The sequence below is a fragment of the Herbaspirillum sp. SJZ107 genome (genome assembly GCF_006715485.1).
GTDB lineage: Bacteria > Pseudomonadota > Gammaproteobacteria > Burkholderiales > Burkholderiaceae_D > Telluria.
The window spans coordinates 1,000,303-1,021,364 of record NZ_VFNH01000001.1; the positions used below are offsets into that span (position 1 = coordinate 1,000,303).

The following is a 21,062-nucleotide window of genomic DNA, read 5'->3' on the forward strand; positions in this document are numbered from 1 at the left end:
TTTATCCGCGTCGAACTGGATTACGATGTGCCCCCGATCCCATTAAAAAGCATGACGATGCCGGAACAAGCACTGCCCGATGCGGGGACCAGCCGCGCATTACTGGAAGAACTCGACCGCTACCGCTTCCTCGCCAGGCTCGACGGGGCGCTCGAGGGCCTGGCCGAGCCCGCCCAGATCGCCCAGGCCGCCGCCAGCCTGCTGTGCGCGCACATGCAGGGCGACCATTGCCGCTACCTCGACCGGGCCAGCGCCGACTGGGACCGCATGGCGGAGGGCCTGCAGCAGGTCGCGACCGACGCGGGGGGCGGCCAGGGCGCGCCGCCCGGCCGCACCGTGCCGGCCTGCGTCGTCGACGACTGCAAGGCCGACGCGCGCTTCGCCGGCTGGCTGCCGCCCGGCACGGACGCAGCGCCGGGGGCATTCATGGCAGCGCCGGTGACCGAGGACGGGCAGACCCTGGCCTGGATGCTGGTGGCGCAGGATGCTCCGCGGCACTGGACGGCGCACGACGTCGCGCTCTTGTCCGCTGTCGCCAGGCGCTGCCACGCATGCATCGACAATCACCGGATGGGAACCGAGCTGCGCAGCGCCGAGAAACGCATCCGTGCCAACCACGACTATCTGCGCCTGCTGATCGACAGCGGCGAAGAAGGGTTTTATTCGGTCGACCGGGACGGCGTCACGATCATGTGCAACACGGCGTTCCTGAAGATGCTCGGTTTTGCGCGCGAAGAAGACGCGGTCGGACGCAAGCTGCACGGCGTCATCCACCACCGGCATCCGGACGGCACCGAGTACGACGTGTGCGACTGCCCGATCTACCAGTCGGCGCGCTTCGGCACCTTCGCCCATGTCGAGGACGAGGTGTTCTTTCGCATCGACGGCTCCGCGTTTCCCGTTGAATACCGGGCACGGCCGGTCTGGCAGGACGGCGAACTGCAGGGCGCGGTCTGCACCTTCGTCGACGTCACCGAGCGCAGGCGCACCGAGCTGGCCCTGCGCCAGAGCGAAGCGCACCTGGCGTCGCTGTTTGCCCAGACCGGCGCCGGCATCAGCGAAGCCGACCTGAGCGGCAGGCTGGTGCGCATGAACGAGCGCTTTTGCCGGATCGTCGGGCGTGCGCGCGAAGACTTGCTCGGCATGCGCATGCAGGACATCACCCATCCGGACGATCTGGTGCGCAACCTGCCGCTGTTCGAACGCGCCGTGGCCACCGGCGAGCCTTTCGAGATCGAGAAGCGCTATCTATGGCCTGGCGGCGGCGTCGTATGGGTCAACAATACGGTGAGTCCGGTGCGCGCGCCCGGCGGCGCGATCCAGAGCATGCTGGCGGTGTCGGTCGATATCAGCGAACGCAAGCGCGCCGAAGAGGCCTTGCGCGAGGCCGACCGCAGGAAGGACGAGTTCCTCGCCATGCTGGCGCACGAACTCAGGAACCCGATGGCGCCGATCCGCGCCGCCGCCGACCTGATGGCGGTGGCGCGGCTGGAACCGGAACAGCTCAGGCGCACCAGCCAGATCATTTCGCGCCAGGTCGGCCACATGACGGGCCTGGTCGACGATCTGCTGGATGTGTCGCGGGTGACGCGTGGCCTGATCACGCTGGAAAAAGCCGACCTCGAGGTGAAGCAGATCGTGGCCGATGCGCTGGAACAGGCGCGCCCCCTGATCGAACAGAAAGGCCATCGGCTGACGCTGGAACTGGACCCGGCACCGGCCCATGTGGTGGGCGACCACAAGCGCCTGATCCAGATCCTGACCAACCTGCTGAACAACGCCGCCAAGTACACGCTGCGCGGCGGCAGCATCCACCTGACCATGCAGGCCACGGAGCGCCACGTGCGGCTGCACGTGGCCGACAACGGCGTCGGCATCCCGCTCGAACTGCAGCCGCGCATCTTCGACCTGTTCGCCCAGGCCGAGCGCAGCCCGGACCGCTCCCAGGGCGGCCTCGGCATCGGCCTGGCCCTGGTCAGGAGCCTGGTCGAACTGCACGGCGGGACGGTGGCCTGCGAAAGCGGCGGCAGCGGCTGCGGCAGCGACTTCATCGTGACCCTGCCCAGGGCCCTCCCGCCGCAGGGCGATGCCGCATCGGCAAGCGAGCGGCCGCACGGCAGTCCCGTGTTCCAGGGGCGGCGCGTGCTGATCGTCGACGACAACGTCGACGCCGCGCGCATGCTGGCGATGTATCTCGAAGTGGTCGGCCATGAGGTCATGGTCGAGCATGCGGCCACGGTGGCGCTGGAGCGCGCCGACACGGCCCATCCGGACGTATGCATACTGGATATCGGCCTGCCGGAAATCGACGGCAACACGCTCGCCCGCATGCTGCGCGCCCGCAGCGCGACCGCCGGCGCGCTGCTGATCGCGCTGACCGGCTACGGCCAGGAGCAGGACCGCGAACGCGCCATGGCGGCCGGCTTCGATCATTTCCTGGTCAAGCCGGTCGACGCCGGCGCCATGCTCGACCTGATCGAAATGGACTCGGCCGGCCGCTAGAAAGATTGCGGCCGGATGCTTTCTTCAGGCAAACTCCACGGCGGATTGAACCATTTGCCGCCAGCCGGGTATATACCGGAAACCGTGGAGACCCAGCTTGGACAGAAGAACCGACGACCCCGCGCTCCTGGCCCGCACGGCCGAGGGCGAAGCCTGCTTGGTCGGCCGTATCGCGGCCGGCGACCGGCGCGCCTTCGAGGCGCTGTACCGCGCCTATTTCCCGCGCCTGGGGCGCTTCTTGCAGCGCATGACGCGCAGCAGCGCGCTGATCGAGGAAATCGTCAACGACACGCTGCTGGCGGTGTGGCGCAAGGCGGCCACCTTCGACGGCAGCAGCAAGGTGTCGACCTGGATCTTCGCGATCGCCTACCGGCGCGCCTGCAAGGCCCTGCAGGCGGTCGACGAGCCGGTCGAAGCCGCCGTCGACGAGCGCGAAGGCGCGGATGCCGACCGCCCCGACTGGCAATTCGAGCGCCTGCGCCTGGCGCACGCGGTGGACGCGGCGCTGGCCCAGTTGCCGCTGGCCCAGCGCACCGCATTCCAGCTGACCCTGTACCACGACATGAGCCAGGCCGAAATCGCCGAGATCATGGCGTGCCCGGTCAATACGATCAAGACGCGGCTGTTCCATGCCCGCAAGCGCCTGGCGCTGCTGCTGGACGGCCAACTGGAGGAACGCCCATGAATCCGCACCGCGAAGCACAGGAAGCGCTGCCCTGGCTCGCCAACGGCAGCCTGGCCGGCAGCGAACTGGAACGGGTGCAGGCGCACCTGAAGGGGTGTGCGGCATGCCGCGCCGACCTCGCCGCGCTGCACACGCTGCGCGCCGCCGGAGCGGGCACGGTGCCCGACTGCGACCCGGACGCCGCGCTGGCGCGCCTGCTGCCGCAGCTGGATGCGCTGCCGCCCCAGCAGCCGGCCGCACCCATACCGGTGCCGGCGCAGGCGTCGACCTTGCCCGGCTGGCGCACGCGCCTGGCCGCCAACGACGGGCGCTGGCTGCGCCTCGCCGTCGGCGCGCAATGCTGCGTGATCGCCGTGCTGGCCGGCCTGCTGGTGCGGCCGTCGGGCGGGGCCGAGGCACGGGCCGGCGACTACCGCGTGCTCGGCGCCGCGGCAGGCAGCCAGAGCCGGCTGATCGTCATGTTCAAGCCCGACACGCCGGAACGCGAGCTGCGCCGCATCGTGCTGGAAAACGGCGCCCGCATCGCCGGCGGGCCGACCGCCACCGGCGCCTGGGTGCTGGCCACCGAACAGCCAGCCGATGCGGTGGCCGGGCGCCTGCGCGGCCAGGCCGCCGTCACGCTGGCCGAGCCGCTCGGCGCGGAAGGCTCGCCTTGAAGCGCCTGCGCATGTTCGCTGCGGTCGCCGCGCTCCTGCTCTACGGATTCGCGCAGGCGCAGGCGCCGGCAGAGGCGCCGCCGGCGGACCACCCCGATCCGGTGGCCGAGGCCGCGCAGCACCAGGTGCTGGTGATGCTGCGCCTGCCGGCCGGCCACTTCCGTCCCGATGCCTCGTACGGCGGCGGCTACCTGAAGGACAGCGGCAGCGCCGCGCGCCGGCGCGTGGCCGCCGACATCGCCGCCGCCCACGGCCTGCGCCTGCGCGACAACTGGCCGATGCCGGCCATCGGCGTCGACTGCTTCGTGATGGAAGCGCCCGATGCCGTGCCGTCCGCGCGCGTGCTGGACGAGCTGGCGCACGATGCGCGCGTGGCCTGGGCCCAGCCGCTGGCGGACTACCACGGCCTCGCCGACGCCGACCCGCTGTACCCGGCCCAGCCGGCGGCGCAGGACTGGCACCTGGCCGAACTGCACCGGGTCAGTACCGGCCGCAACGTCACCGTCGCCGTGGTCGACAGCGGCGTCGACGCCGCCCATCCGGACCTGGCCGGCCGGGTCAAGCTGCGCCGCAATTTCGTCGACGCCGCGCCCGATCCCGCCGAGGTCCACGGCACCGCCGTCGCCGGCATCATCGGCGCCCGCAGCGGCAACGGCGTCGGCATCGCCGGCATCGCCCCGGGCGCGTCGCTGATGGCGCTGCGCGCCTGCTGGGAAACCGGCGGACGCGCCGCGCGCTGCAACAGCCTCACGCTGGGCAAGGCGATCAACTACGCGCTCGAGAACGGCGCCGACATCATCAACCTGAGCCTCGCCGGCCCGCCCGACCGCCTGCTGCAAAGCCTGCTGGAGGCGGCGCTGGGACGCGGCGTGACCGTGGTCGGGGCGGCCGATCCGCAGCGCCCCGACGGCGGCTTCCCGGCCTCGCTGCCGGGCGTGATCGGGGTCGCGCGCAGCGGCGACCGCCACGCGGCCCCATCGAACCTGCTGTACGCGCCGGGCACCGACGTGCCGACCTGCGCGCCGGGACCGCGCTGGAACCTGGTGTCCGGCTCGTCGTATGCGGCGGCCCACGTCGCCGGCCTGGCCGCGCTGCTGGCCGAGGTCCGGCCGCGCGGCGGCGTGCGCCTGCTCGCGGCTGGTAACATAGACGCATGTGCTGCCCTGTCGCGGGCGGCGAAAGCCTGCGTCTGCCTATGCACCCCGACCGCCGCCACGACACCGCCACCTTCGCGCTTGCCGCCTCTACGCTCGCCGCCTTCACGCTGATCTGCCTCAGCGGGCCCGCCCACTGCCAGACCAGTGCCGACCTGACCCTGGTCTCCGAATACGCCGGACGCGGCATCGCGCTGGACACCAGTCCGGCGCTGCAGTTGCGCGTCGAGCACGAGACCGCGGCCGGCTGGTATGCCGGCGCCTTCGCCTCGCCGGTCCGGCTCGAGGGACGGGCCCAGGGCCAGCTGATCGCCTACGGCGGCAGGGCGCAGCGGATCACGTCCACGCTGTCCTGGGACGCCGGCATCACCCGCAGCACCTTCCTGCGCGACGGCCGCTGGAATTACCACGAGTTCTACGCCGGCCTGGCCTCGCAGCGCGGCAGCGCGCGCCTGTTCTATTCGCCCGCCTATTACGGGGAAGGACGCAGCCTGTACCTGGACCTGAGCGGCGCCTGGCCCCTGAGCGACAGCGTGCGCCTGACCGCGCATGCCGGCCTGCTGCATCCGATGGGCGGCTACGAGGGCACGGTGGACGGCGTCGGCAACAGCGGCGACGCGCGCATCGCCCTGGTCGCCGACATCGGCGACTGCACCGTGCAGGCCGGCGTACAGACGCGCTGGCGCAGTTACCTGTCCGAATTGCCGCGTGCCCGCGGATTCACGGCGAGCCTCAGTCTTCATTTCTGAAAAAATATTGAACCTTTAGCGTGCCGGCGGGTATTTACGGGCCAGATGTCCCGATCCACCCGACAGGAGCACGCCATGCAGATCCGATTCCAAGCCCCCGCGCGCCGCGGCGCCAGGCTGTTGTCCGTCATGTTGTCCGGCGCGTTCTTCGGCGCTGCCTTGCTGTCCTGCGGCGGCGACGACGACGCGCCCGCCAGTCCGGCACCGCCGCCGGCGCTGTCGGCGTTCACTGCCGCCAACGTGGTCGCCGACAGCGCCGCCGGCGCGGCCGCCCATGTGGATGCGAACCTGGTCAACGGCTGGGGCATCGCCTTCAATCCGACCGGCTTCGTGTGGGTGGCCAACCAGGGCACCTCGACCTCCACGCTGTACGACGGCAGGGGCAATCCGCAGACCCTGGTGGTGAGCGTGCCGGCGGGGGCGGGTGGCGCCGCCGGGCCGGCCGGCATCGTCTACAACGGCACCCAGGACTTCCGCGTGAGCGCGGGCGCCGCCAGCGGCGTCGCCGCCTTCATCTTCGCCGGCACCGGCGGCACCCTGTCCGGCTGGGCACCGGCGGTCGACCGCCTGCACGCCATCACGACGGTCGATACCGCCGCCGGCGGCGCCGCCGGCGCGGCGGCCTACACAGGCCTGACGCTGGCCAGCCATAACGGCATAAACTATTTATATGCGGCCGACTTCCGCAACGGCCGTATCGACGTCTACGACCCGGCGTGGAAGAAGGTGACGCTGCCCGGCGGCGGCTTCACCGACAGCGGACTGCCGGCCGGCTATGCGCCCTACGGCATCCAGGCCGTCGGCAACCGCATCTACGTGACCTATGCGCAGCGCGCGGCCAGCGGGCCGGGCGAGAACCGCGGCCCCGGTCTCGGCATCATCGACGTGTTCGATCCGAGCGGCGCCCTGGTCAAACGCTTTGCCACCGGCGGCGCATTGAACGCACCCTGGGGCATAGCCCAGGCGCCGGCCGGCTTCGGCAGTGCCGCCGGCATGCTGCTGGTCGGGAACTTCGGCGACGGCAAGATCAACGTCTTCGATCCGGCCAGCGGCGCCCTGGTGGGCGTGCTGGCGAAAGCGGACAAGACCCCGATCGCGATCGACGGCCTGTGGGGCATCGCGTTCGGCAACGGCGTCAACGAGCAGCCGGCGACCACGCTGTTCTATGCCGCCGGCCCGGCCAACGGCACGCACGGCGCCTACGGGCGCATCGACCCGCAATGAAGAAACACGGAATTCGCATCAGCGATGGCGACCGGATCACTTCGACCACCGGCGCACTTTAACAGGGATGGAGAACGACATGAAAAACTGGATGGCGGCTTGCTGCATGGGATTGCTACTGTCGGCGCAACAGGCGTACGCGGCGAGTTCCTCGGGCTGCGAGAACGGCGGCTTCACGGTGCTCGGCAAGAGCGGTGCGCAGACGGTGTCGGTAGCGCCGGGCAGCGTGGCATCGACCTTCCGCGTGCAGGGGCGCTACGTGCAGTTCGACGTCGACGCCGCCTCGTTCGGCGTGCTGAATTACGCGATGACCGGCGTCGCCAATAAAAAGGACATCACCGGCGGCCGGTCCACCCCGGTCTTCGACAGCAAGCTGCCGGACCACCGCGGCCTGTTCCTGAACAGCGCCGTGAAAGTCGAGCTGAGCGATTCGGCCGACATCGTGCTGACCCGCACCGGTCCCGGCCTGACGATGAAGATCCAGGCCAAGGATTGCGCCAACGGCGGCATCTTCCAGATGGAAGTGGCGCGCGCCGACGAGACCAAGACCGTGTTCACCCACAAGCTGGCGCAGAGCGCCTTCTACTTCGACAACCGCAACTTCCGCAACCGCGAAGGCGAGGTCGTGCCCTTCAAGGACACCACGCTGACCATCGGACCGCGCATCAATTTCGGCAACGATTACTCGTCGAAGTTCGTCGGCCGCGACAGCCCGCAGTTCGCCGACCGCATCGCCGAGCCGCTGTGCACCAACAATATCGCGACCCGCACCGGCGGCGTTGCCCGCGTCCAGCACTGCGGCGGCGTGTCGCAATGGTCGGTTGCCAGCGGCGGGCGCATGGGGCAGGTGATGGGCGAGGACGCCACCGAAGTCGCGCCGCCGGCCACGGCCTGCACCCACAAGTGCCAGGCGCAGAACCAGACCCAGGGCGCCGCCGTGGTGCTGGGCTTCCCGTTCCCGGTGGCCGACGCCGACCGGCTCAAGCCGCGCTTCGCGCAGTAAGGGCGGGCGGCCGGCCCGCGAGCATCAGACCGGGGCCGCGGGGGCCTGCACGTCGCCCAGTTCCGACTGGCGCGACAGGTGCTGGACGATGAACCAGCTCTGCAGTTCGTTGGTGCGCACGATTTCGCTGACGATCAGGTCGTTGGTGCCGTCGTCGCCGGCATCGTCGGCGGCGCGCGCCAGCGGACGCGCATCCAGCAGGATCGTTTCGTGGCCGCTGGCCAGGCGGTCGAGCTGGGCGCGGGCGGATTCGCGGCCGCGCGGTGCGCGTGCGATTTCCGATTCCGAGGCGACGTCGCCCGGCAGCGCGACGGTGACGCCGCCCAGCGTCTGGATGCGCTCGGCGATCGAATCCATCAGCTCGGCCTGTTCTTCGTAGTGCTTGTCGAACAGCAGGTGCAGTTCGTAGAAGGTGGCGCCGGCGGTCTGCCAGTGCGCCTTCTTGTAGGCGTCGCGCATGGCCATCGTATGCGCCAGCAGGCGGTTGAGCGCACGCACGCTCTTGGAACGGACTTCTTCCGACAGTCCGATGCGGACCGGCGCCAGCGCGCCGAATTCCTGGACGATATGCTTGTTTTCCTTCGATTTTTTCTTGTCAGCCATTATTACTCTCGCAGTAGGTTGGAAAAGCCATGCCGCCGAAGGAGCGGCACGGGCGTTGCGAAAATATACAGAACTGACGAAATTGATGGCGCTTGTTACGATTGGCGGCGCGCTTCAGGCCAGCAGCGCCGGCAGCAGGGCGGCGGCCGGCTTGCGCACCTTGGTGTAGCGGCGTGGCGGCGCCGACCCGATCTTGCGCGCGTCGATGACGTGCAGCCCCGGCTGCAGCTCCCTGGCGGCCACCAGGAAGCGTTCGAACATGGCGTCGTCCGCCATCGCGCCGCCGACCAGCACGTCGAAGCGGACGCCGGCCAGGGCGTTCAGGGCGGTGTCGGGATCGGGCACCGCGACCAGTTTGAGCGGGGATTCACCGATCAGGCGGGTTGCGGTGTCGTATAGCGGTTCGTCGCCGCCGACGAGGAGGACGTAGATCGGCATCGCGTCGCCTTTTTCGGTAAATTAATACCAGATGGTAACGCTGAAATTTCCTTGCAGCATTCAGCTGAGTCCTATTCGTTGCGTAGGAATACACTTACACCAAGGCAGTGTCGGATGCCGCGGATGTCATGGCTGCGGCAGCCCCGCCGGCGGTATCGTCGAGCCAGCCGAGCAGCTGGTCGAGCGGCATCGGGCGGTGATACAGGAAGCCCTGCATGTAGGGGCGGCCGTGTGACTTCAGGTAGCACGCCTGGGCATCGGATTCGATGCCTTCCGCGACCACGCGCAGGCCGAGGTGGCCGGCCATCGACAGGATCGACTGCACGATCGCGGTGCCGCTCTCGTCGTGCGGCGTGTCGTGCATGAAGCTCTTGTCGATCTTCAGTTCGTACAGCGGCATCTTTTTCAGGTAGGCCAGGTTCGAGTAGCCGGTGCCGAAGTCGTCGACCGAGAAGCGGATGCCGAGCGCGCTCAGTTCGTGCATGCGCGCGATGGTCTGGGCGATGTCCTCGACCAGCAGCCCTTCGGTCACTTCGAAGATCAGCTGCTCGGGCGGAGCGCCGGTCTCGAGCAGGATGGCGCGCACCTGCTGCACGAAATCCGGCTGGCGGAACTGCAGCGGGCTGACGTTGATCGACAGCGGCATCGGATGCCCGGCGCGGTCCAGCGCCAGCCAGGCGGCGCAGGCCTGGCGCAGCACCCAGTGTCCGAGGGGGACGATGATGCCGCTCGATTCCGCCGCCGGGATGAAGATGTCGGGGCGGACCATGCTGCCGTCGGCGCGGCGCCAGCGCATCAGGAGCTCGGCGCCGGCCGGCGCGCCGCCATGGTCGACCTGCAGCTGCAGGTGCATCGACAGCTCGCCGTTGACCAGCGCCTGCGCCAGGTCGCGCTCCAGCGTCAGCTTGTGCTGGGCTTCGGCCAGCATCGCGCTTTCGAACAGCACCACGCCGTTGCGGCCGCCGGACTTGGCGCGGTACATCGCGGTATCGGCCTCGCGCAGCAGGTCGTGCGCACTGGCGCAGCCGCGCTGCACCAGCGTCACCCCGATGCTGGAGGCGATACGGTAGGGCTGGCCTTCGAGGTCGAGCGGCGCGGCCAGCGCGCTGCCCACCAGGCCGGCCAGGTCGAGCGCGCGCTGCGCGGCGGCCGCCGGATCCGTGCCCAGCCCGTCGACCAGCACCACGAACTCGTCGCCGCCGATGCGGGCCACGGTGTCGCAGCTGCGCACCGCCTGTGCCAGGCGCGTCGCGGCATGGCCGAGCAGGGCGTCGCCGACCGCATGGCCGCGCGCGTCGTTGATGTCCTTGAAATTGTCGAGGTCGAGATAGAGCACGGCGCCCAGTCCATTGCCGGCGCGGGCCTGCTCGACCACCGCGCCGAGGCGCTCCATCAGCAGGCGCCTGTTCGGCAGCCCGGTGAGCACGTCGTAGAAGGCCAGGCGGTGGATCGCGTCGGCCGCCATGCGGCGCTCGGTGATGTCGCGCCCGACCACGACCCAGTGGCTGGTCGGCTCGCCGGCGCGCGAGAACGGCACCGCCTCGAGCTCGACCCAGAAGGTCTCGCCGGCCCGCGTATAACAGATCAGCTCATCGTTGCAGGGCTGGCCGGCGATCAGCGCCTCGAACAGGCGCTTCAGGACCGCCGGATCGGTCTCCGGTCCCTGCAGCACGTGCAGGCTGTGGCCGACGATCTCCTCGCGGGTGTAGCCGGTGCGGCGCAGGAAGGCGTCGTTGGCGAAGGTGATCGGCTGCGGCGCCTGCTGGGCGTCGGCAGCCTTGGCGATCAGCACCAGGTCGTTCAGGCGCGAGACCGCGGCCGAGGTCAGTTCGAGGTCGGACAGCGAGCGCGACAGGCCCTTGAGCAGGGTGCTGCTGGTCAGCACCAGCATCGCGCCGATGGTGCCGTAGTTCAGGGCGGCGACCAGGGATGCCTTGAGCGGATCGTGTTCCCAGCCCGGCACGTGCAGCACGATATGGCCGTCGGCGCCGAGCGCGACCAGCGAGGCGGCGCCGAGCACGAGCGCCAGCATCGCCGGGCGCATGCCCAGCAGGATGGACGCGATCAGCGGTGGACCCAGCAGGTAGCTCAGGCTGGCCGCGCCGACGGTCAGCATCAGGACCACGGACAGCAGGTAGACCACGGTCAGGAAATGCAGCACGCGCGCCGTATAGGACAGCTTCCTGAGCCGCCAGACGGCGAAAATCCAGACCAGCGCGACCGTGTCGGCGACGGCGACGGTCCACATGCCCTGGGATACCAGCAGGGGAAAGATCGCGACGGTCGACAGACTGCCCACCACGAGTACCACCGACAGCAGGGAGGTGAAGGTCCGTTCCCGCCAGGCGGCGATATCGTTCACGTTGGCCATGATGATGAGGGCGGCACTTCTGCGGCACGCCGATAGAAAAATTGATGAATTTGAAGAATCATAAATTGCCAATAGGTAATTGTCACCAAGTTTTTGACAAATGTGTATCAATTCTGTACCAGCGCAACGCGGGTGTGTGGGCGCGTATGTCCAGACCCGATACCTCATGGCCTCTGGTGTTGTGAACGGCAAAAAGATGGTTTGCGAGACACAAAACCTGGTAGAAATTATTGTCTTTGAGGAATGATGCCGATATGATTGGTGCCTTCTCATACCCACGGCAAATATTTTATTGCCCCCAGGATGTCAAAGCGCCATCAGCAATTGCCAGGGTCCCCCACCGGCTTCCACCCCGGTCCCTCGAACTTCCCAGCCGGGATGCCCGTGTTCAGTGACCTGCCGGCCGCTACCGATGGCAAGCCGCCGCGGCTGCTGGTGGTCGACGACGAAGCGCATGCCTTGCGCTCGCTCGGCCAGTTGCTGCACGGGCGCGGCTACCACCTGACCTGCGTCGCCAGCGGCGGCGAGGCCCTGGCGCGGCTGGCGCGCGAACGCTTCGACCTGGTGCTGCTCGACCTGCGCCTGCCGGACGTCGGCGGCGACCGGGTCATGGACTTCATCAACCAGCAGGGCATCGACGCCGGCGTGATCGTCATCAGCGGGATGGTCGAGATCGACGCGGCGATCGGTGCCCTCAAGCGCGGCGCCCACGACTACTTGCGCAAGCCCTACAGCCGCGAGGAACTGTTGCAGACGGTCGCCAACGCGCTGCAGCAGCGCCGCCTGGAGCAGGGCAACCGCCTGATCGCCCGCCAGCTGGAAAACTCGGAAAAGATGTACCGCTACCTGGTCGACTCGTCGCCGGACATCATCTACACGCTCGACCATGAAGGCCGCTTCACCTTCGTCAACGACCGCGCCTGCCAGCTGCTCGGCTACACCCGGCGCGAACTGATCGGCCAGCACTACGCGGTGCTGGTGCACGAGGACGACCTGGAACGCGCGCGCCACGTGTTCGACGAGCGCCGCGCCGGCGAACGGGCCGCGCGCAACGTCGAGCTGCGCCTCGAATGCCGCGCCGGCACCCGCCATGCGCACGCCTTCAACACCACGGCGATGACGATTTCGCTGAATGCGATGGGCATGCACCGGCCGGACCGGGCGCCGGGCGAACCGTCCTTCATCGGCACCTACGGCATCGCACGCGACGTCAGCGGCCGCAAGCGCGCCGAAGAGGTGATCTACCACCAGGCCTACCACGACATCCTGACCGGCCTGCCGAACCGCACGCTGTTCAAGGACCGCCTCGGCCTGGCGCTGCACCAGGCCCGGCGCAAGCATGCCGAACTGGCGGTGATGTTCGTCGACCTGGACCGCTTCAAGCTGGTCAACGACACCCTCGGCCACGTGCAGGGCGACGAATTGCTGCAGCAGGCCGCAGGGCGCCTGAAGGAATGCCTGCGCAAGGGCGATACGCTGGCGCGCCAGGGCGGCGACGAATTCACCATCGTGCTGCCCGAGCTGCGCGACCGCGAGGATGCGCGCATCGTCGCCTCCAAGTTCCTCGAGCGGCTGCACCAGCCCTTCGACCTGGACGGCCACCAGGTGCACATCTCGGCCTCGATCGGCATCGCGGTCTACCCGGAACACGGCGAGACCATCGACGAGCTGCTGCGCCACGCCGACATCGCCATGTACCAGGTCAAAGGGCGCGGCAAGAACGGCCACGCCTTCTACGACCCGTCGATGCAGGATGCGGCGCACCAGAAGATCGCGCTCGAACAGGGCTTGCGCAAGGCGCTCGAGAACGATGAACTGGAAATGTACTACCAGCCGCAGATCGACGCCGCCAGCGGCCGCATCATCGGTGCCGAGGCGCTGATGCGCTGGAACCACCCGCTGCGCGGCGTGGTCTCGCCCGGTGAATTCTTACCCTTCGCCGAGGAGAGCGGCCTGATGCTGCCGATCTCGGACTGGATGATCGGCGCGCTGTGCCGCGACATGTCCGCCTGGACCCACATCGGCGGCGTCCAGCTGAAGCTGTCGCTGAACGTATCGCCGCAATACCTGGACCGCGGCGATTTCTTCGACAAGATGCACGACGCCATGCTGAGCCATGGCGTCGCGCCCGGCGCCATCGAAGTCGAGATCACCGAAAACATCTGCATCCGCAACCCGCAGCGCGCCATCGAGCAGCTGAACAAGCTGGGGCAGCTCGGCGTGTCGGTGGCGATCGACGACTTCGGCACCGGCTATTCGTCGCTGGCCTACCTGCACCGCTTCCCGGTCCATACCATCAAGATCGACCAGTCCTTCGTGCAGGAGATCCACGACGAGAACGGCCACTACCCGGTGGTGCTGGCGATCATCTCGATCTCGCGCGGATTGCGGCTGCACCTGGTGGCCGAAGGCGTCGAGACCGAGGTGCAGGCGCGCTACCTGCGCGCCCATGGCTGTACCGCGATGCAGGGCTACCTGTTCCACCGGCCGATGCCGCTCGGCCGCTTCGTCGACGTGCTGCACGCGTGACGCAGTAATCGTGGTAGGATGGCGGCCTGGCTGGCCACATCGCCCGCCATCTCACCCCGGCCCAGCAAACGCCGCGTAACCGTCGCGCAGCGACGCCCCTTACCGGACCCTGGCCATGCCTACTTCCTCTCCCCGCGTGCTCGTCGTCGACGATGACTGCGACGTCGCCGATTTCCTGACCGAAGCCCTCGGCCTGCACGGTATCCAGGCATGCTGCGCCTACGGCGGCGCCGAAGCGCTGCAGCTCGTGCGCGAATTCCGGCCCGACGCGCTGCTGCTCGACCTCGCCATGCTGAACATCGACGGCTTCGACGTCGCCAGCGCCGTGCGCGCGACCGGCGAGGTCCCTTACCTGGTGGCGCTGTCGTCCTGTAACGCACCGGCCACGCGGGCGCGCACCCTGGCCGCCGGCTTCAATGCGCACCTGGCGAAGCCGGCGAGCATCGACACCATCGTCTCGACGCTCAGGAGCAGGCCGCTGCCGGCCTGAGGTTCACATGTGATGCTCAGGCCTGTTTGCGCTTGCGGAACACGCCGAGGCCCGCGAGACCCAGGCCCAGCAGCGCGACCGAGTGCGGCTCCGGCACCGGCGTCTCCGGCCCGAACACCTGGTCGCGCACGCTGGCGGCGATGTCCGGGAAATTCGTGAAGACGCCGTCCACGCCGAGGTTGTAGGCGCTGGCGTAGGTCGACGGATTGTTCAGGTAGGTGTACGGGATCACGCTCAGGCCGGCGCCGTGGGCGGCGTTCACGCAGGCGGCGCTGAGCTGGCCGGTCGAGGGGCCGATGCCGTCGGCGATGGCGGCCACCTGGGCCGCCGCTGCCGCGGTGGTCGGGCAGGCGCCGAGGTAGCTGACCGGAATGGCGGAATTGGCGTTCAGGTAGCTCACCTGGGTGGCGTCGAACGACTGCGTCAGGGCGCGGCCGGCGGTCGTGAAGTAACCGTTGTATTTCGTATCGGTCAGGCCGGCCAGGATCGCTTCCGCCACGGCCAGGCCGCCTTGCTTGGCTTCCGGGAAGACGCCGATGGCGATGCCCGTGGCCAGGTAGTTGTTGTAGGCCAGGTCGAGGAAGTCGCTGTAGGACGCGAAGGTGTACGACTGGCCGGCATCGAAATACGTCTTGTCGGTGCAGTAGCCGTTCGCATTGCGGCAGGTCACCGACAGCTGGCGCAGCTGCGCCAGCGTGAATTTCGTGACGTCGTAGCTGCCGTTGGCGGAGCGCAGGGCGGCGATGTCCGGATGCGTCGCCGCGTAGGCCACGACGTTGGTGGTGGCGTTCAGGGTACCGTCGTGCAGCATCACTGCCTTGTTGTCCGCGGTCAGGTAGACGTCGCCCTCGATGTAGTCGGCGCCCATGCGCATCGCCAGCTGGTAGGCCTGGATCGACTCTTCCGGCAGGTAGCCGCTGGCGCCGCGGTGGGAAATCACCAGCGGACGGTCGCCGGTCAGCGTCGGCGTGGCCTGCGCCGTACCGGAAAAGAGGGTCAGGGCGGCGAGCGGCAGCAGGCAGAGATGCATCGGTTGTTTCATGAGAGCGGATCCTTTCGGGGTGGGGGAGGGTTCTCGGTCAGTAAATTTCCGGCACGATGATCTCGGGCGGCACCGGCCGCCGCACGTAGTCCTCGTGGTATTCGCGCTGCGGCAGGTGGATCTCGGGCCGCTCGATCTCGACGTAGGGCATCTGCTGCAGCAGGTGGTGGATGCAGTTCAGGCGCGCTTTTTTCTTGTCGACCGCCTGCACCACCCACCATTTCGCTTCCGGAATGTGGGTCCGCTCCAGCATGATTTCCTTGGCCTTGGTGTATTCCTCCCAGCGCCGGCGCGATTCCAGGTCCATCGGACTCAGCTTCCACTGCTTGAGCGGATCGTGGATGCGGCTCAGGAAGCGCGCGTTCTGCTCTTCGTCGGAAATCGAGAACCAGTACTTGATCAGCTGGATCCCCGAACGCACCAGCATGCGCTCGAACTCCGGCACGGTCTGGAAGAATTCCTCGTACTGGTCGTCGCTGCAGAACCCCATCACGCGCTCGACCCCGGCGCGGTTGTACCAGCTGCGGTCGAACAGGACGATTTCGCCGGCGGCCGGCAGGTGCGGCACGTAGCGCTGGAAATACCATTGCGTGCGTTCGCGGTCGTTCGGTGCCGGCAGCGCCGCCACCCGGCACACGCGCGGGTTCAGGCGCTGCACGATGCGCTTGATGACGCCGCCCTTGCCGGCGGCGTCGCGGCCCTCGAACAGGATGACCACCTTGTGGCCGGTCTGCACGACCCAGTCCTGCAGCTTGACCAGCTCGGCCTGCAGGCGGAACAGTTCGCGGAAATAGCGCTGGCGCGCATCGCGCTCGGCATCGCTGGCCTCCAGCTGCGGCAGCAGCGTGTCCGGATCGAGGGCGCGGTCGTCGAGCTCGAGTTCCAGCTCTTCGTCGTAGCTGTCCAGGGCGTCGCGCTGGACGCGCTGGAGGATGTCGTCGTTGCGGTCGAATTCTTTCATGGCGGGTCCCGGCAGTCAGAACGGTTTCGAAAAAGGGGCAATCCGATTGCGTACTGTGGACAGCCGCGCGCTGGAACGGTTCGCGGCCTGGGCGGTGGCATGCGTATTCATGAAAGTTGACTCGGCGTTAATAATTCCGAGACAACTATAGAGGGGGATTGTGACCGCAACGTGACGCTGCGGCGCAGTACAAGGCCTGCGGCGCCTCAGCGCGGCCGTTGCAGCCGCAGCAGCAGCCAGGCCACCGCCGCGGTGAAGGCGGCGGTAAAGCCGAGCACGATCCAGAAGCCGTGCGCATGCTGCGCCAGCGGCACGCCGCCGACGTTCATGCCGAGCAGGCCGGCGATCAGGTTGATCGGCAGCGCCATCACGGTGACGATGGTCAGCAGGAACAGGCTGCGGTTGTTGTCTTCGTTGACCTGGGCCGCGATCTCTTCCTGCAGCAGCTTGATGCGTTCCTGCAGCGAGGCGAGGTCGCTCAGCACCACCGTGAATTCCTCGGTCGACTGGCGCAGGTCCTGGCGGTCCTCGGGCGCGACCCAGGCGGGCGGCCGCTGCAGCAGCCGGAACAGCGCCGCCGGTTCCGGCGCCAGCAAGCGCTGCAGGCGTACCAGCACCCGTCGCAGCGCGCCCAGGTCTTCGCGCTTGCGCGTCAGGCGCCCGGCGAGCAACTGGTCTTCGGTGGTGTCGACCCGGGCCACGGCGTCGCGCACGATGTTGACCAGCACCTCGGCCTGGTCGCGCAGCAGGTGCACCAGCAGTTCCACCGGCGAGCGCAGCGGCGCGCCATGCAGCACCGCCTGGCGCAGGCGTTCGATCGATTCCAGCGGCTTGCGGCGCGCGCTGATCACGCCGTGCGGGGTCACGTGCACCCACAGCGTGGAAATGTCGGCGCTGTCGAAGGAAAAGTTGTGGAGGACGTCGTTGACCACCGCGACCAGCGCATTGTCGACGACCTCGATGCGGGTCGAGCGTGAGCCCTGGTGCAGGATCTCGTAGAAGCCTTCGTCGAGGCCGGCGTGGGCGCGCAGCCAGCGCTCGCTGGCGGCGTTCGACAGGTTGAAATGGAGCCAGAAGTACTGGTCCGGGACCGCGTCGCTTGCGGCAACGCCGGCCGACCGGCGCAAACGGGCGATGGCGTCCGGCGCGCCGATCGCAGCCGTCCGGCCGTCCGCATCGATCAGGAAACCCCATACCAGGCCGGCATCATCGGAACCATACTGGAAGGCGGACAGGGACATGGCGTTCTCTTGGCAAGCGTTGCGGGGATTGTAGAGCAGGGCGCCTTGTCATGCTGCTGACATGGACGGCGATTATGCTGGCGTTTCTCTCTCCAAAGTGGTTCTTCGCAGGAACCCGGATTTGTCCGCCAGGCGCAAGTTTGGCGGACTTTTTTTTTCCGCTCCGCGGCGTCAACGCAGTACCGGCCCGGCGAAGGTCAGCCCGACCGTGGCATAGCGCTCGCTCTCGCCGCCGCCGATGCGGCGGCCGATTCCGGCATCGAGCGCGAGGCGGTCCGGCACCAGCGTCACGCGCATCCCGGCCTGGGCCAGCGCCCGGCCACGCGCGGTGCCGTAGGCTTCCAGCGTCAGCGTCAGCCGTGGACGCGCCGCCCACGCGGCGCCGCCGGCCCAGAACAGGTCGGAGCGGTGGTCGGCATGGGCGCGCAGCCAGCCCAGGTTGGCGTGGATCAGCAGGCGGTCGTCGAAGCGCGACAGGCTGGCCGGCACCAGCACCGACAGGTCGCCGGCCACGCCCGCGCCCTGGCGGAACTGGTTGGCCACGGTCAGGCCGATGCCCCAGCCGTTCGTTTGCAGCGGGCGGAACACGGTCTTGGCCTGGAGGACGCCGGAGCGATAGGCGCCATCCGGGCCGTCCGGCTTGACGCGCCCCAGGCCCGCACTCAGTTCCCACGATTGCCACGCGCCGCCGAAGTTGCAGGCAGGGACTGCCCAGTACTCGACCTGGGCGGCCGTGCGCTGGGTCCAGCTTTCGAGCTGGCAGTTGCCGGGCGACTCGATGCTGGCGTCGTCGACGACCATCGGCCGCGTGGCCAGGGCCGGTGTGCAGACAGACAGGAAGCTTGCGGTGCACAAGCTGCGACGTAGAAAGAGCGTGTTCATTATGCCAATGATACCGAAAGCATGGGTCGCCGGTTCACGCCCGGCTTGTCTTCGATGCAATCGGACTGCATGGCCGCTACAATGGGAGGCCAACCACCGGAGAAAACCCCATGCAAACCGACATCGACCAGATCCCATTCCGCCTGATGGACGGCAGCGAGACCACGCTGGCGGCCTACCGCGGCAAGGTGCTGCTGCTGGTGAACGTGGCCTCGCAATGCGGCCTGACGCCGCAGTACGACGGCCTGGAGCGGCTGTACGAAGCCAAGCGCGCCGATGGGCTGGAAGTGATCGGCTTTCCGGCCAACGACTTCGGCGCCCAGGAGCCCGGCAGCAACGACGAGATCGCGCAGTTCTGCAGCACGACTTACGGCGTCGACTTCCCGCTGGCCGAGAAGATCTCGGTGAAGGGGCCGGCGCGCCATCCGCTGTACGCGGCCCTCACACAGGCGCAGCCGGCTGCCCAGGACCCGGCGCAGGGCGCGATGCGCGCCAAGCTGGCCGGTTACGGCTTCGCCCAGGACGATGCGGCCGACGTGCTGTGGAACTTCGAGAAGTTCCTGATCGGCCGCGACGGTCGCGTGGTGGCGCGCTTCAATCCGGACGTCACGCCCGAGGATCCGATGGTCCAGCGCGCGATCGACGAGCAGTTGCGCGCCTGATCGCCTTCTAGACGCCAAGCTGCCGCAGCACGGCGTCGGTACTGCGCACCTGCGCATACTCGCCGTGCAGATTGGCCAGCGCCATCAGGTGCACGTCTTCGGCGCTGCGCCAGGTGCCGCCGAAATCCTGCTTGTCGAAGGTGAAGCAGGCATCGGCGACCACGGTCGTCTCGAAGCCGAGGTTGCCGGCCGTGCGCGCGCTGGCCTCGACCGAGTTGTTGGTGCTGACGCCAACGATCACCAGGCGCCGGATCGCGCGCGCATGCAGCCAGCGTTCCAGGCCGGAGTTGATGAAGGCATCCGGCACGTTCTTCTCGACCACGTGTTCGTGCGGCAGCGGCAGGAAGCGTTCCTGGAACGCGGCGCCGGGCTGGCCCGGCGCGAACACCGAGGTCGCGCAGCGGCTGATGTGGCGCACGCAGACCACCGGCTGGCCGGCCGCGCGCCAGGCGTCCAGCAGCTGCGCGATGCGCTCCTCGGCCTGTGGATTGTTGCGTGGCGGCAGACGGTCCAGGCGCATGGCATTCTGCATGTCGATCAGGATCAGGGCGGTCGATGCATTCATGGGCTTCCTCGCGGTGGCATGCGGCGTCATGCCAGCTGTTTGTAATAGAAGGTGGTGGCGCACAGTCCGCCCGCGGGCAGCAGCGCGTAATCCGGCACCACGCCGACGCGCTGCCAGCCGAGCCGTTCGTACAGGCGAGCGGCAGTGGCGCTGGCCGTATCCAGCACCAGCAGGTGGCGGCCCTGGTCGTGCGCGGACTGTTCGACGGCTTCCATCAGGCGCCGCCCGATCCCGCTCCCGCGCGCACGGCGCCGTACCAGCAGCTTGGCGACGTCGGCGCGGTGCGGCTGGTTGTCCGGCATGTCCGTGATCAGCTGCACCGTGCCGGCGATGCCGTGCGCATCCTCGGCGACGATCAGGGTGCGCTCGCCGCGCGCCACGCTGTCGGCCACGCCGCGCCAGAACGCCAGCGCCTCTTCGCGCGCCAGCGGCAGCATGAAGCTGACCGAAGCGCCGCCTTCGACGCAGTCGAGCAGAACGTCCGCCAGCTGTGCGACCTGCGCCGCCGCTTCGTCCGCGCCGAGCGGGCGCACCAGGATCTCGTTCACGGTTTTCTCCTTTATTTAGGCGGTTTGTGCGCCTGGGTCGTCAGCGCCACCAGGTAGCGCGCCGGCGTTGGCCCCGGGTTGTGAAAAGCGATCGGCTGGTCGAGCCGCATCGCCAGGCAGTCGCCGGCCGCCAGCTGCCAGCGGATGGCGCCGACCGTCACTTCCATCGCCCCCTCGACGATCCAGACCTGCTGGTCGACGTCGACCGCGCGCGCCGACGTCTCGTAGGCAACGCGCGCACCCGGTGGAAAGCTGACCTCGACCAGCTGGATCGGCGACCACGCCGCGGGCGACAGGTTGCGCCGCACGTAGCCCGAGCCGGGGTCGGTCCAGACCGGCTGGTCGGCGGCGCGCGCGAGCGGGGAGGGCGCATCGCCGGGCGGCGCCTCGAACAGCGCGGCGACCGTGATCCCGAGCGCGGCGCTCAGCTTGTCCAGCACGGTGGCAGTGGCGCTGCTCTCGCCGCGTTCGATCAGCGAGATGTTCGAGCGGCTGACCCCGCTGCGTTCGGCCAGCGCGGCCAGCGACAGGCCGGCGGCGTCGCGGGCGGCACGGACGCGCCCGGCGATGCGTTGATTGATGTCCATGGGTGTCCACTATACTGGATATTTATTTCCTGTAAAGTGGAATGCATGATCTCGCGCGCGTGAATCTGGGACTGGGAATTTCGCGAGGGTATGGATGCGGGCTTGCCACCCTGAAGGATGCTCCGTGTGCAAAAACGGTGTTGTCACGCAGGATATTGAAACATGGGGTA

20 protein-coding genes are annotated in these 21,062 nt (G+C 68.4%); 10 read left to right on the forward strand and 10 right to left on the reverse strand.

Annotated elements, in window-relative coordinates; translation table 11 throughout:
* Window positions 1–57: 57 nt before the first annotated feature.
* From FBX97_RS04540 to FBX97_RS04570, 7 genes are all read left to right on the forward strand, one after another.
* On the forward strand, window positions 58–2,502 hold the full coding sequence (locus FBX97_RS04540; RefSeq protein ID WP_185748471.1) for a PAS domain S-box protein: 2,445 nt from the start codon (window positions 58–60) through the stop codon (window positions 2,500–2,502).
* Between the two features lie 97 nt (window positions 2,503–2,599).
* Window positions 2,600–3,187, forward strand: a complete 588-nt coding sequence (locus FBX97_RS04545; RefSeq protein ID WP_255517291.1) for an RNA polymerase sigma factor — start codon at window positions 2,600–2,602, stop codon at window positions 3,185–3,187.
* Window positions 3,184–3,843, forward strand: coding sequence for a zf-HC2 domain-containing protein (locus FBX97_RS04550; RefSeq protein WP_141829043.1), 660 nt, complete (start codon window positions 3,184–3,186; stop codon window positions 3,841–3,843). The genes FBX97_RS04545 and FBX97_RS04550 overlap by 4 nt, the downstream gene beginning before the upstream one ends.
* Window positions 3,840–5,111, forward strand: a complete 1,272-nt coding sequence (locus tag FBX97_RS04555) for a S8 family serine peptidase (RefSeq protein WP_255517292.1) — start codon at window positions 3,840–3,842, stop codon at window positions 5,109–5,111. The genes FBX97_RS04550 and FBX97_RS04555 overlap by 4 nt, the downstream gene beginning before the upstream one ends.
* Window positions 5,039–5,746 (forward strand): TorF family putative porin, encoded by a 708-nt coding sequence (locus FBX97_RS04560; protein ID WP_185748472.1) that lies wholly within the window; start codon window positions 5,039–5,041, stop codon window positions 5,744–5,746. The genes FBX97_RS04555 and FBX97_RS04560 overlap by 73 nt, the downstream gene beginning before the upstream one ends.
* 75 nt (window positions 5,747–5,821) lie before the next feature.
* Window positions 5,822–6,970: a TIGR03118 family protein gene (locus FBX97_RS04565; protein WP_141829047.1), complete on the forward strand. Its 1,149-nt coding sequence runs from the start codon at window positions 5,822–5,824 to the stop codon at window positions 6,968–6,970.
* 79 nt (window positions 6,971–7,049) lie between these two features.
* On the forward strand, window positions 7,050–7,973 hold the full coding sequence (locus FBX97_RS04570) for a hypothetical protein (RefSeq protein ID WP_221631730.1): 924 nt from the start codon (window positions 7,050–7,052) through the stop codon (window positions 7,971–7,973).
* A gap of 24 nt (window positions 7,974–7,997) precedes the next feature.
* Here FBX97_RS04570 and FBX97_RS04575 read toward each other — a convergent pair whose 3' ends face one another.
* From FBX97_RS04575 to FBX97_RS04585, 3 genes are all read right to left on the reverse strand, one after another.
* Window positions 7,998–8,576, reverse strand: a complete 579-nt coding sequence (locus tag FBX97_RS04575; RefSeq protein ID WP_141829048.1) for a Dps family protein — start codon at window positions 8,574–8,576, stop codon at window positions 7,998–8,000.
* Between the two features lie 114 nt (window positions 8,577–8,690).
* Window positions 8,691–9,014, reverse strand: a complete 324-nt coding sequence (locus FBX97_RS04580) for a hypothetical protein (RefSeq protein ID WP_141829050.1) — start codon at window positions 9,012–9,014, stop codon at window positions 8,691–8,693.
* Between the two features lie 94 nt (window positions 9,015–9,108).
* Window positions 9,109–11,385, reverse strand: coding sequence for a bifunctional diguanylate cyclase/phosphodiesterase (locus FBX97_RS04585; RefSeq protein WP_141829051.1), 2,277 nt, complete (start codon window positions 11,383–11,385; stop codon window positions 9,109–9,111).
* 378 nt (window positions 11,386–11,763) lie between these two features.
* Between FBX97_RS04585 and FBX97_RS04590 the strand changes: the two genes are divergently transcribed.
* Together FBX97_RS04590 and FBX97_RS04595 are read left to right on the forward strand one after the other, a co-directional pair.
* Window positions 11,764–13,914, forward strand: a complete 2,151-nt coding sequence (locus FBX97_RS04590) for a bifunctional diguanylate cyclase/phosphodiesterase (protein WP_141829053.1) — start codon at window positions 11,764–11,766, stop codon at window positions 13,912–13,914.
* Between the two features lie 115 nt (window positions 13,915–14,029).
* The gene (locus tag FBX97_RS04595; protein WP_141829055.1) at window positions 14,030–14,404 is read left to right on the forward strand and encodes a response regulator; all 375 of its coding nucleotides are present in this window, start codon (window positions 14,030–14,032) and stop codon (window positions 14,402–14,404) included.
* A gap of 16 nt (window positions 14,405–14,420) precedes the next feature.
* Here FBX97_RS04595 and FBX97_RS04600 read toward each other — a convergent pair whose 3' ends face one another.
* The 4 genes from FBX97_RS04600 to FBX97_RS04615 all read right to left on the reverse strand — a co-directional run bounded on the left by FBX97_RS04600 (window position 14,421) and on the right by FBX97_RS04615 (window position 18,503).
* On the reverse strand, window positions 14,421–15,446 hold the full coding sequence (locus tag FBX97_RS04600; protein WP_141830893.1) for a glycerophosphodiester phosphodiesterase family protein: 1,026 nt from the start codon (window positions 15,444–15,446) through the stop codon (window positions 14,421–14,423).
* Window positions 15,447–15,483: 37 nt separating this feature from the next.
* Entirely contained in the window at window positions 15,484–16,407 is a 924-nt protein-coding gene (gene ppk2 / locus FBX97_RS04605; RefSeq protein WP_141829057.1) for a polyphosphate kinase 2, read from the reverse strand.
* A 206-nt stretch (window positions 16,408–16,613) separates the two neighbouring features.
* Window positions 16,614–17,648, reverse strand: coding sequence for a transporter (locus FBX97_RS04610; RefSeq protein ID WP_141829059.1), 1,035 nt, complete (start codon window positions 17,646–17,648; stop codon window positions 16,614–16,616).
* 171 nt (window positions 17,649–17,819) lie between these two features.
* Window positions 17,820–18,503, reverse strand: a complete 684-nt coding sequence (locus FBX97_RS04615; RefSeq protein WP_185748473.1) for a hypothetical protein — start codon at window positions 18,501–18,503, stop codon at window positions 17,820–17,822.
* Between the two features lie 137 nt (window positions 18,504–18,640).
* On the opposite strand from FBX97_RS04615, the gene FBX97_RS04620 reads away from it, so the two are divergent.
* Window positions 18,641–19,192 carry a glutathione peroxidase gene (locus FBX97_RS04620; RefSeq protein WP_141829062.1) on the forward strand — a complete coding sequence of 184 codons (552 nt, stop codon included), beginning with the start codon at window positions 18,641–18,643 and terminating at the stop codon, window positions 19,190–19,192.
* Between the two features lie 7 nt (window positions 19,193–19,199).
* Here the strand turns inward: FBX97_RS04620 and FBX97_RS04625 are convergent, their stop codons facing one another.
* From FBX97_RS04625 to FBX97_RS04635, 3 genes are read right to left on the reverse strand one after another with little or no spacing between them, the layout of a single operon-like run.
* Window positions 19,200–19,757: a cysteine hydrolase family protein gene (locus tag FBX97_RS04625; protein ID WP_141829065.1), complete on the reverse strand. Its 558-nt coding sequence runs from the start codon at window positions 19,755–19,757 to the stop codon at window positions 19,200–19,202.
* A gap of 26 nt (window positions 19,758–19,783) precedes the next feature.
* On the reverse strand, window positions 19,784–20,305 hold the full coding sequence (locus FBX97_RS04630; protein ID WP_141829067.1) for a GNAT family N-acetyltransferase: 522 nt from the start codon (window positions 20,303–20,305) through the stop codon (window positions 19,784–19,786).
* An 11-nt stretch (window positions 20,306–20,316) separates the two neighbouring features.
* Complete coding sequence (locus FBX97_RS04635; protein ID WP_141829068.1) at window positions 20,317–20,892, reverse strand: helix-turn-helix domain-containing protein; 576 nt, start codon at window positions 20,890–20,892, stop codon at window positions 20,317–20,319.
* Between the last annotated feature and the right edge of the window lie 170 nt (window positions 20,893–21,062).

What these genes read in the sequence shown, in the direction of transcription:
- FBX97_RS04550 (WP_141829043.1), top strand. Translation starts at nt 3,184, where the DNA reads ATGAATCCGCACCGCGAAGCACAGGAAGCGCTGCCCTGGCTCGCCAAC.
- FBX97_RS04625 (WP_141829065.1), bottom strand. Translation starts at nt 19,757, where the DNA reads ATGAATGCATCGACCGCCCTGATCCTGATCGACATGCAGAATGCCATG.
- FBX97_RS04540 (WP_185748471.1), top strand. Translation starts at nt 58, where the DNA reads ATGCCGGAACAAGCACTGCCCGATGCGGGGACCAGCCGCGCATTACTG.
- FBX97_RS04600 (WP_141830893.1), bottom strand. Translation starts at nt 15,446, where the DNA reads ATGAAACAACCGATGCATCTCTGCCTGCTGCCGCTCGCCGCCCTGACC.
- ppk2 (WP_141829057.1), bottom strand. Translation starts at nt 16,407, where the DNA reads ATGAAAGAATTCGACCGCAACGACGACATCCTCCAGCGCGTCCAGCGC.
- FBX97_RS04585 (WP_141829051.1), bottom strand. Translation starts at nt 11,385, where the DNA reads ATGGCCAACGTGAACGATATCGCCGCCTGGCGGGAACGGACCTTCACC.
- FBX97_RS04620 (WP_141829062.1), top strand. Translation starts at nt 18,641, where the DNA reads ATGCAAACCGACATCGACCAGATCCCATTCCGCCTGATGGACGGCAGC.
- FBX97_RS04570 (WP_221631730.1), top strand. Translation starts at nt 7,050, where the DNA reads ATGAAAAACTGGATGGCGGCTTGCTGCATGGGATTGCTACTGTCGGCG.
- FBX97_RS04565 (WP_141829047.1), top strand. Translation starts at nt 5,822, where the DNA reads ATGCAGATCCGATTCCAAGCCCCCGCGCGCCGCGGCGCCAGGCTGTTG.
- FBX97_RS04590 (WP_141829053.1), top strand. Translation starts at nt 11,764, where the DNA reads ATGCCCGTGTTCAGTGACCTGCCGGCCGCTACCGATGGCAAGCCGCCG.
- FBX97_RS04560 (WP_185748472.1), top strand. Translation starts at nt 5,039, where the DNA reads ATGCACCCCGACCGCCGCCACGACACCGCCACCTTCGCGCTTGCCGCC.
- FBX97_RS04610 (WP_141829059.1), bottom strand. Translation starts at nt 17,648, where the DNA reads ATGTCCCTGTCCGCCTTCCAGTATGGTTCCGATGATGCCGGCCTGGTA.
- FBX97_RS04635 (WP_141829068.1), bottom strand. Translation starts at nt 20,892, where the DNA reads ATGGACATCAATCAACGCATCGCCGGGCGCGTCCGTGCCGCCCGCGAC.
- FBX97_RS04575 (WP_141829048.1), bottom strand. Translation starts at nt 8,576, where the DNA reads ATGGCTGACAAGAAAAAATCGAAGGAAAACAAGCATATCGTCCAGGAA.
- FBX97_RS04595 (WP_141829055.1), top strand. Translation starts at nt 14,030, where the DNA reads ATGCCTACTTCCTCTCCCCGCGTGCTCGTCGTCGACGATGACTGCGAC.
- FBX97_RS04580 (WP_141829050.1), bottom strand. Translation starts at nt 9,014, where the DNA reads ATGCCGATCTACGTCCTCCTCGTCGGCGGCGACGAACCGCTATACGAC.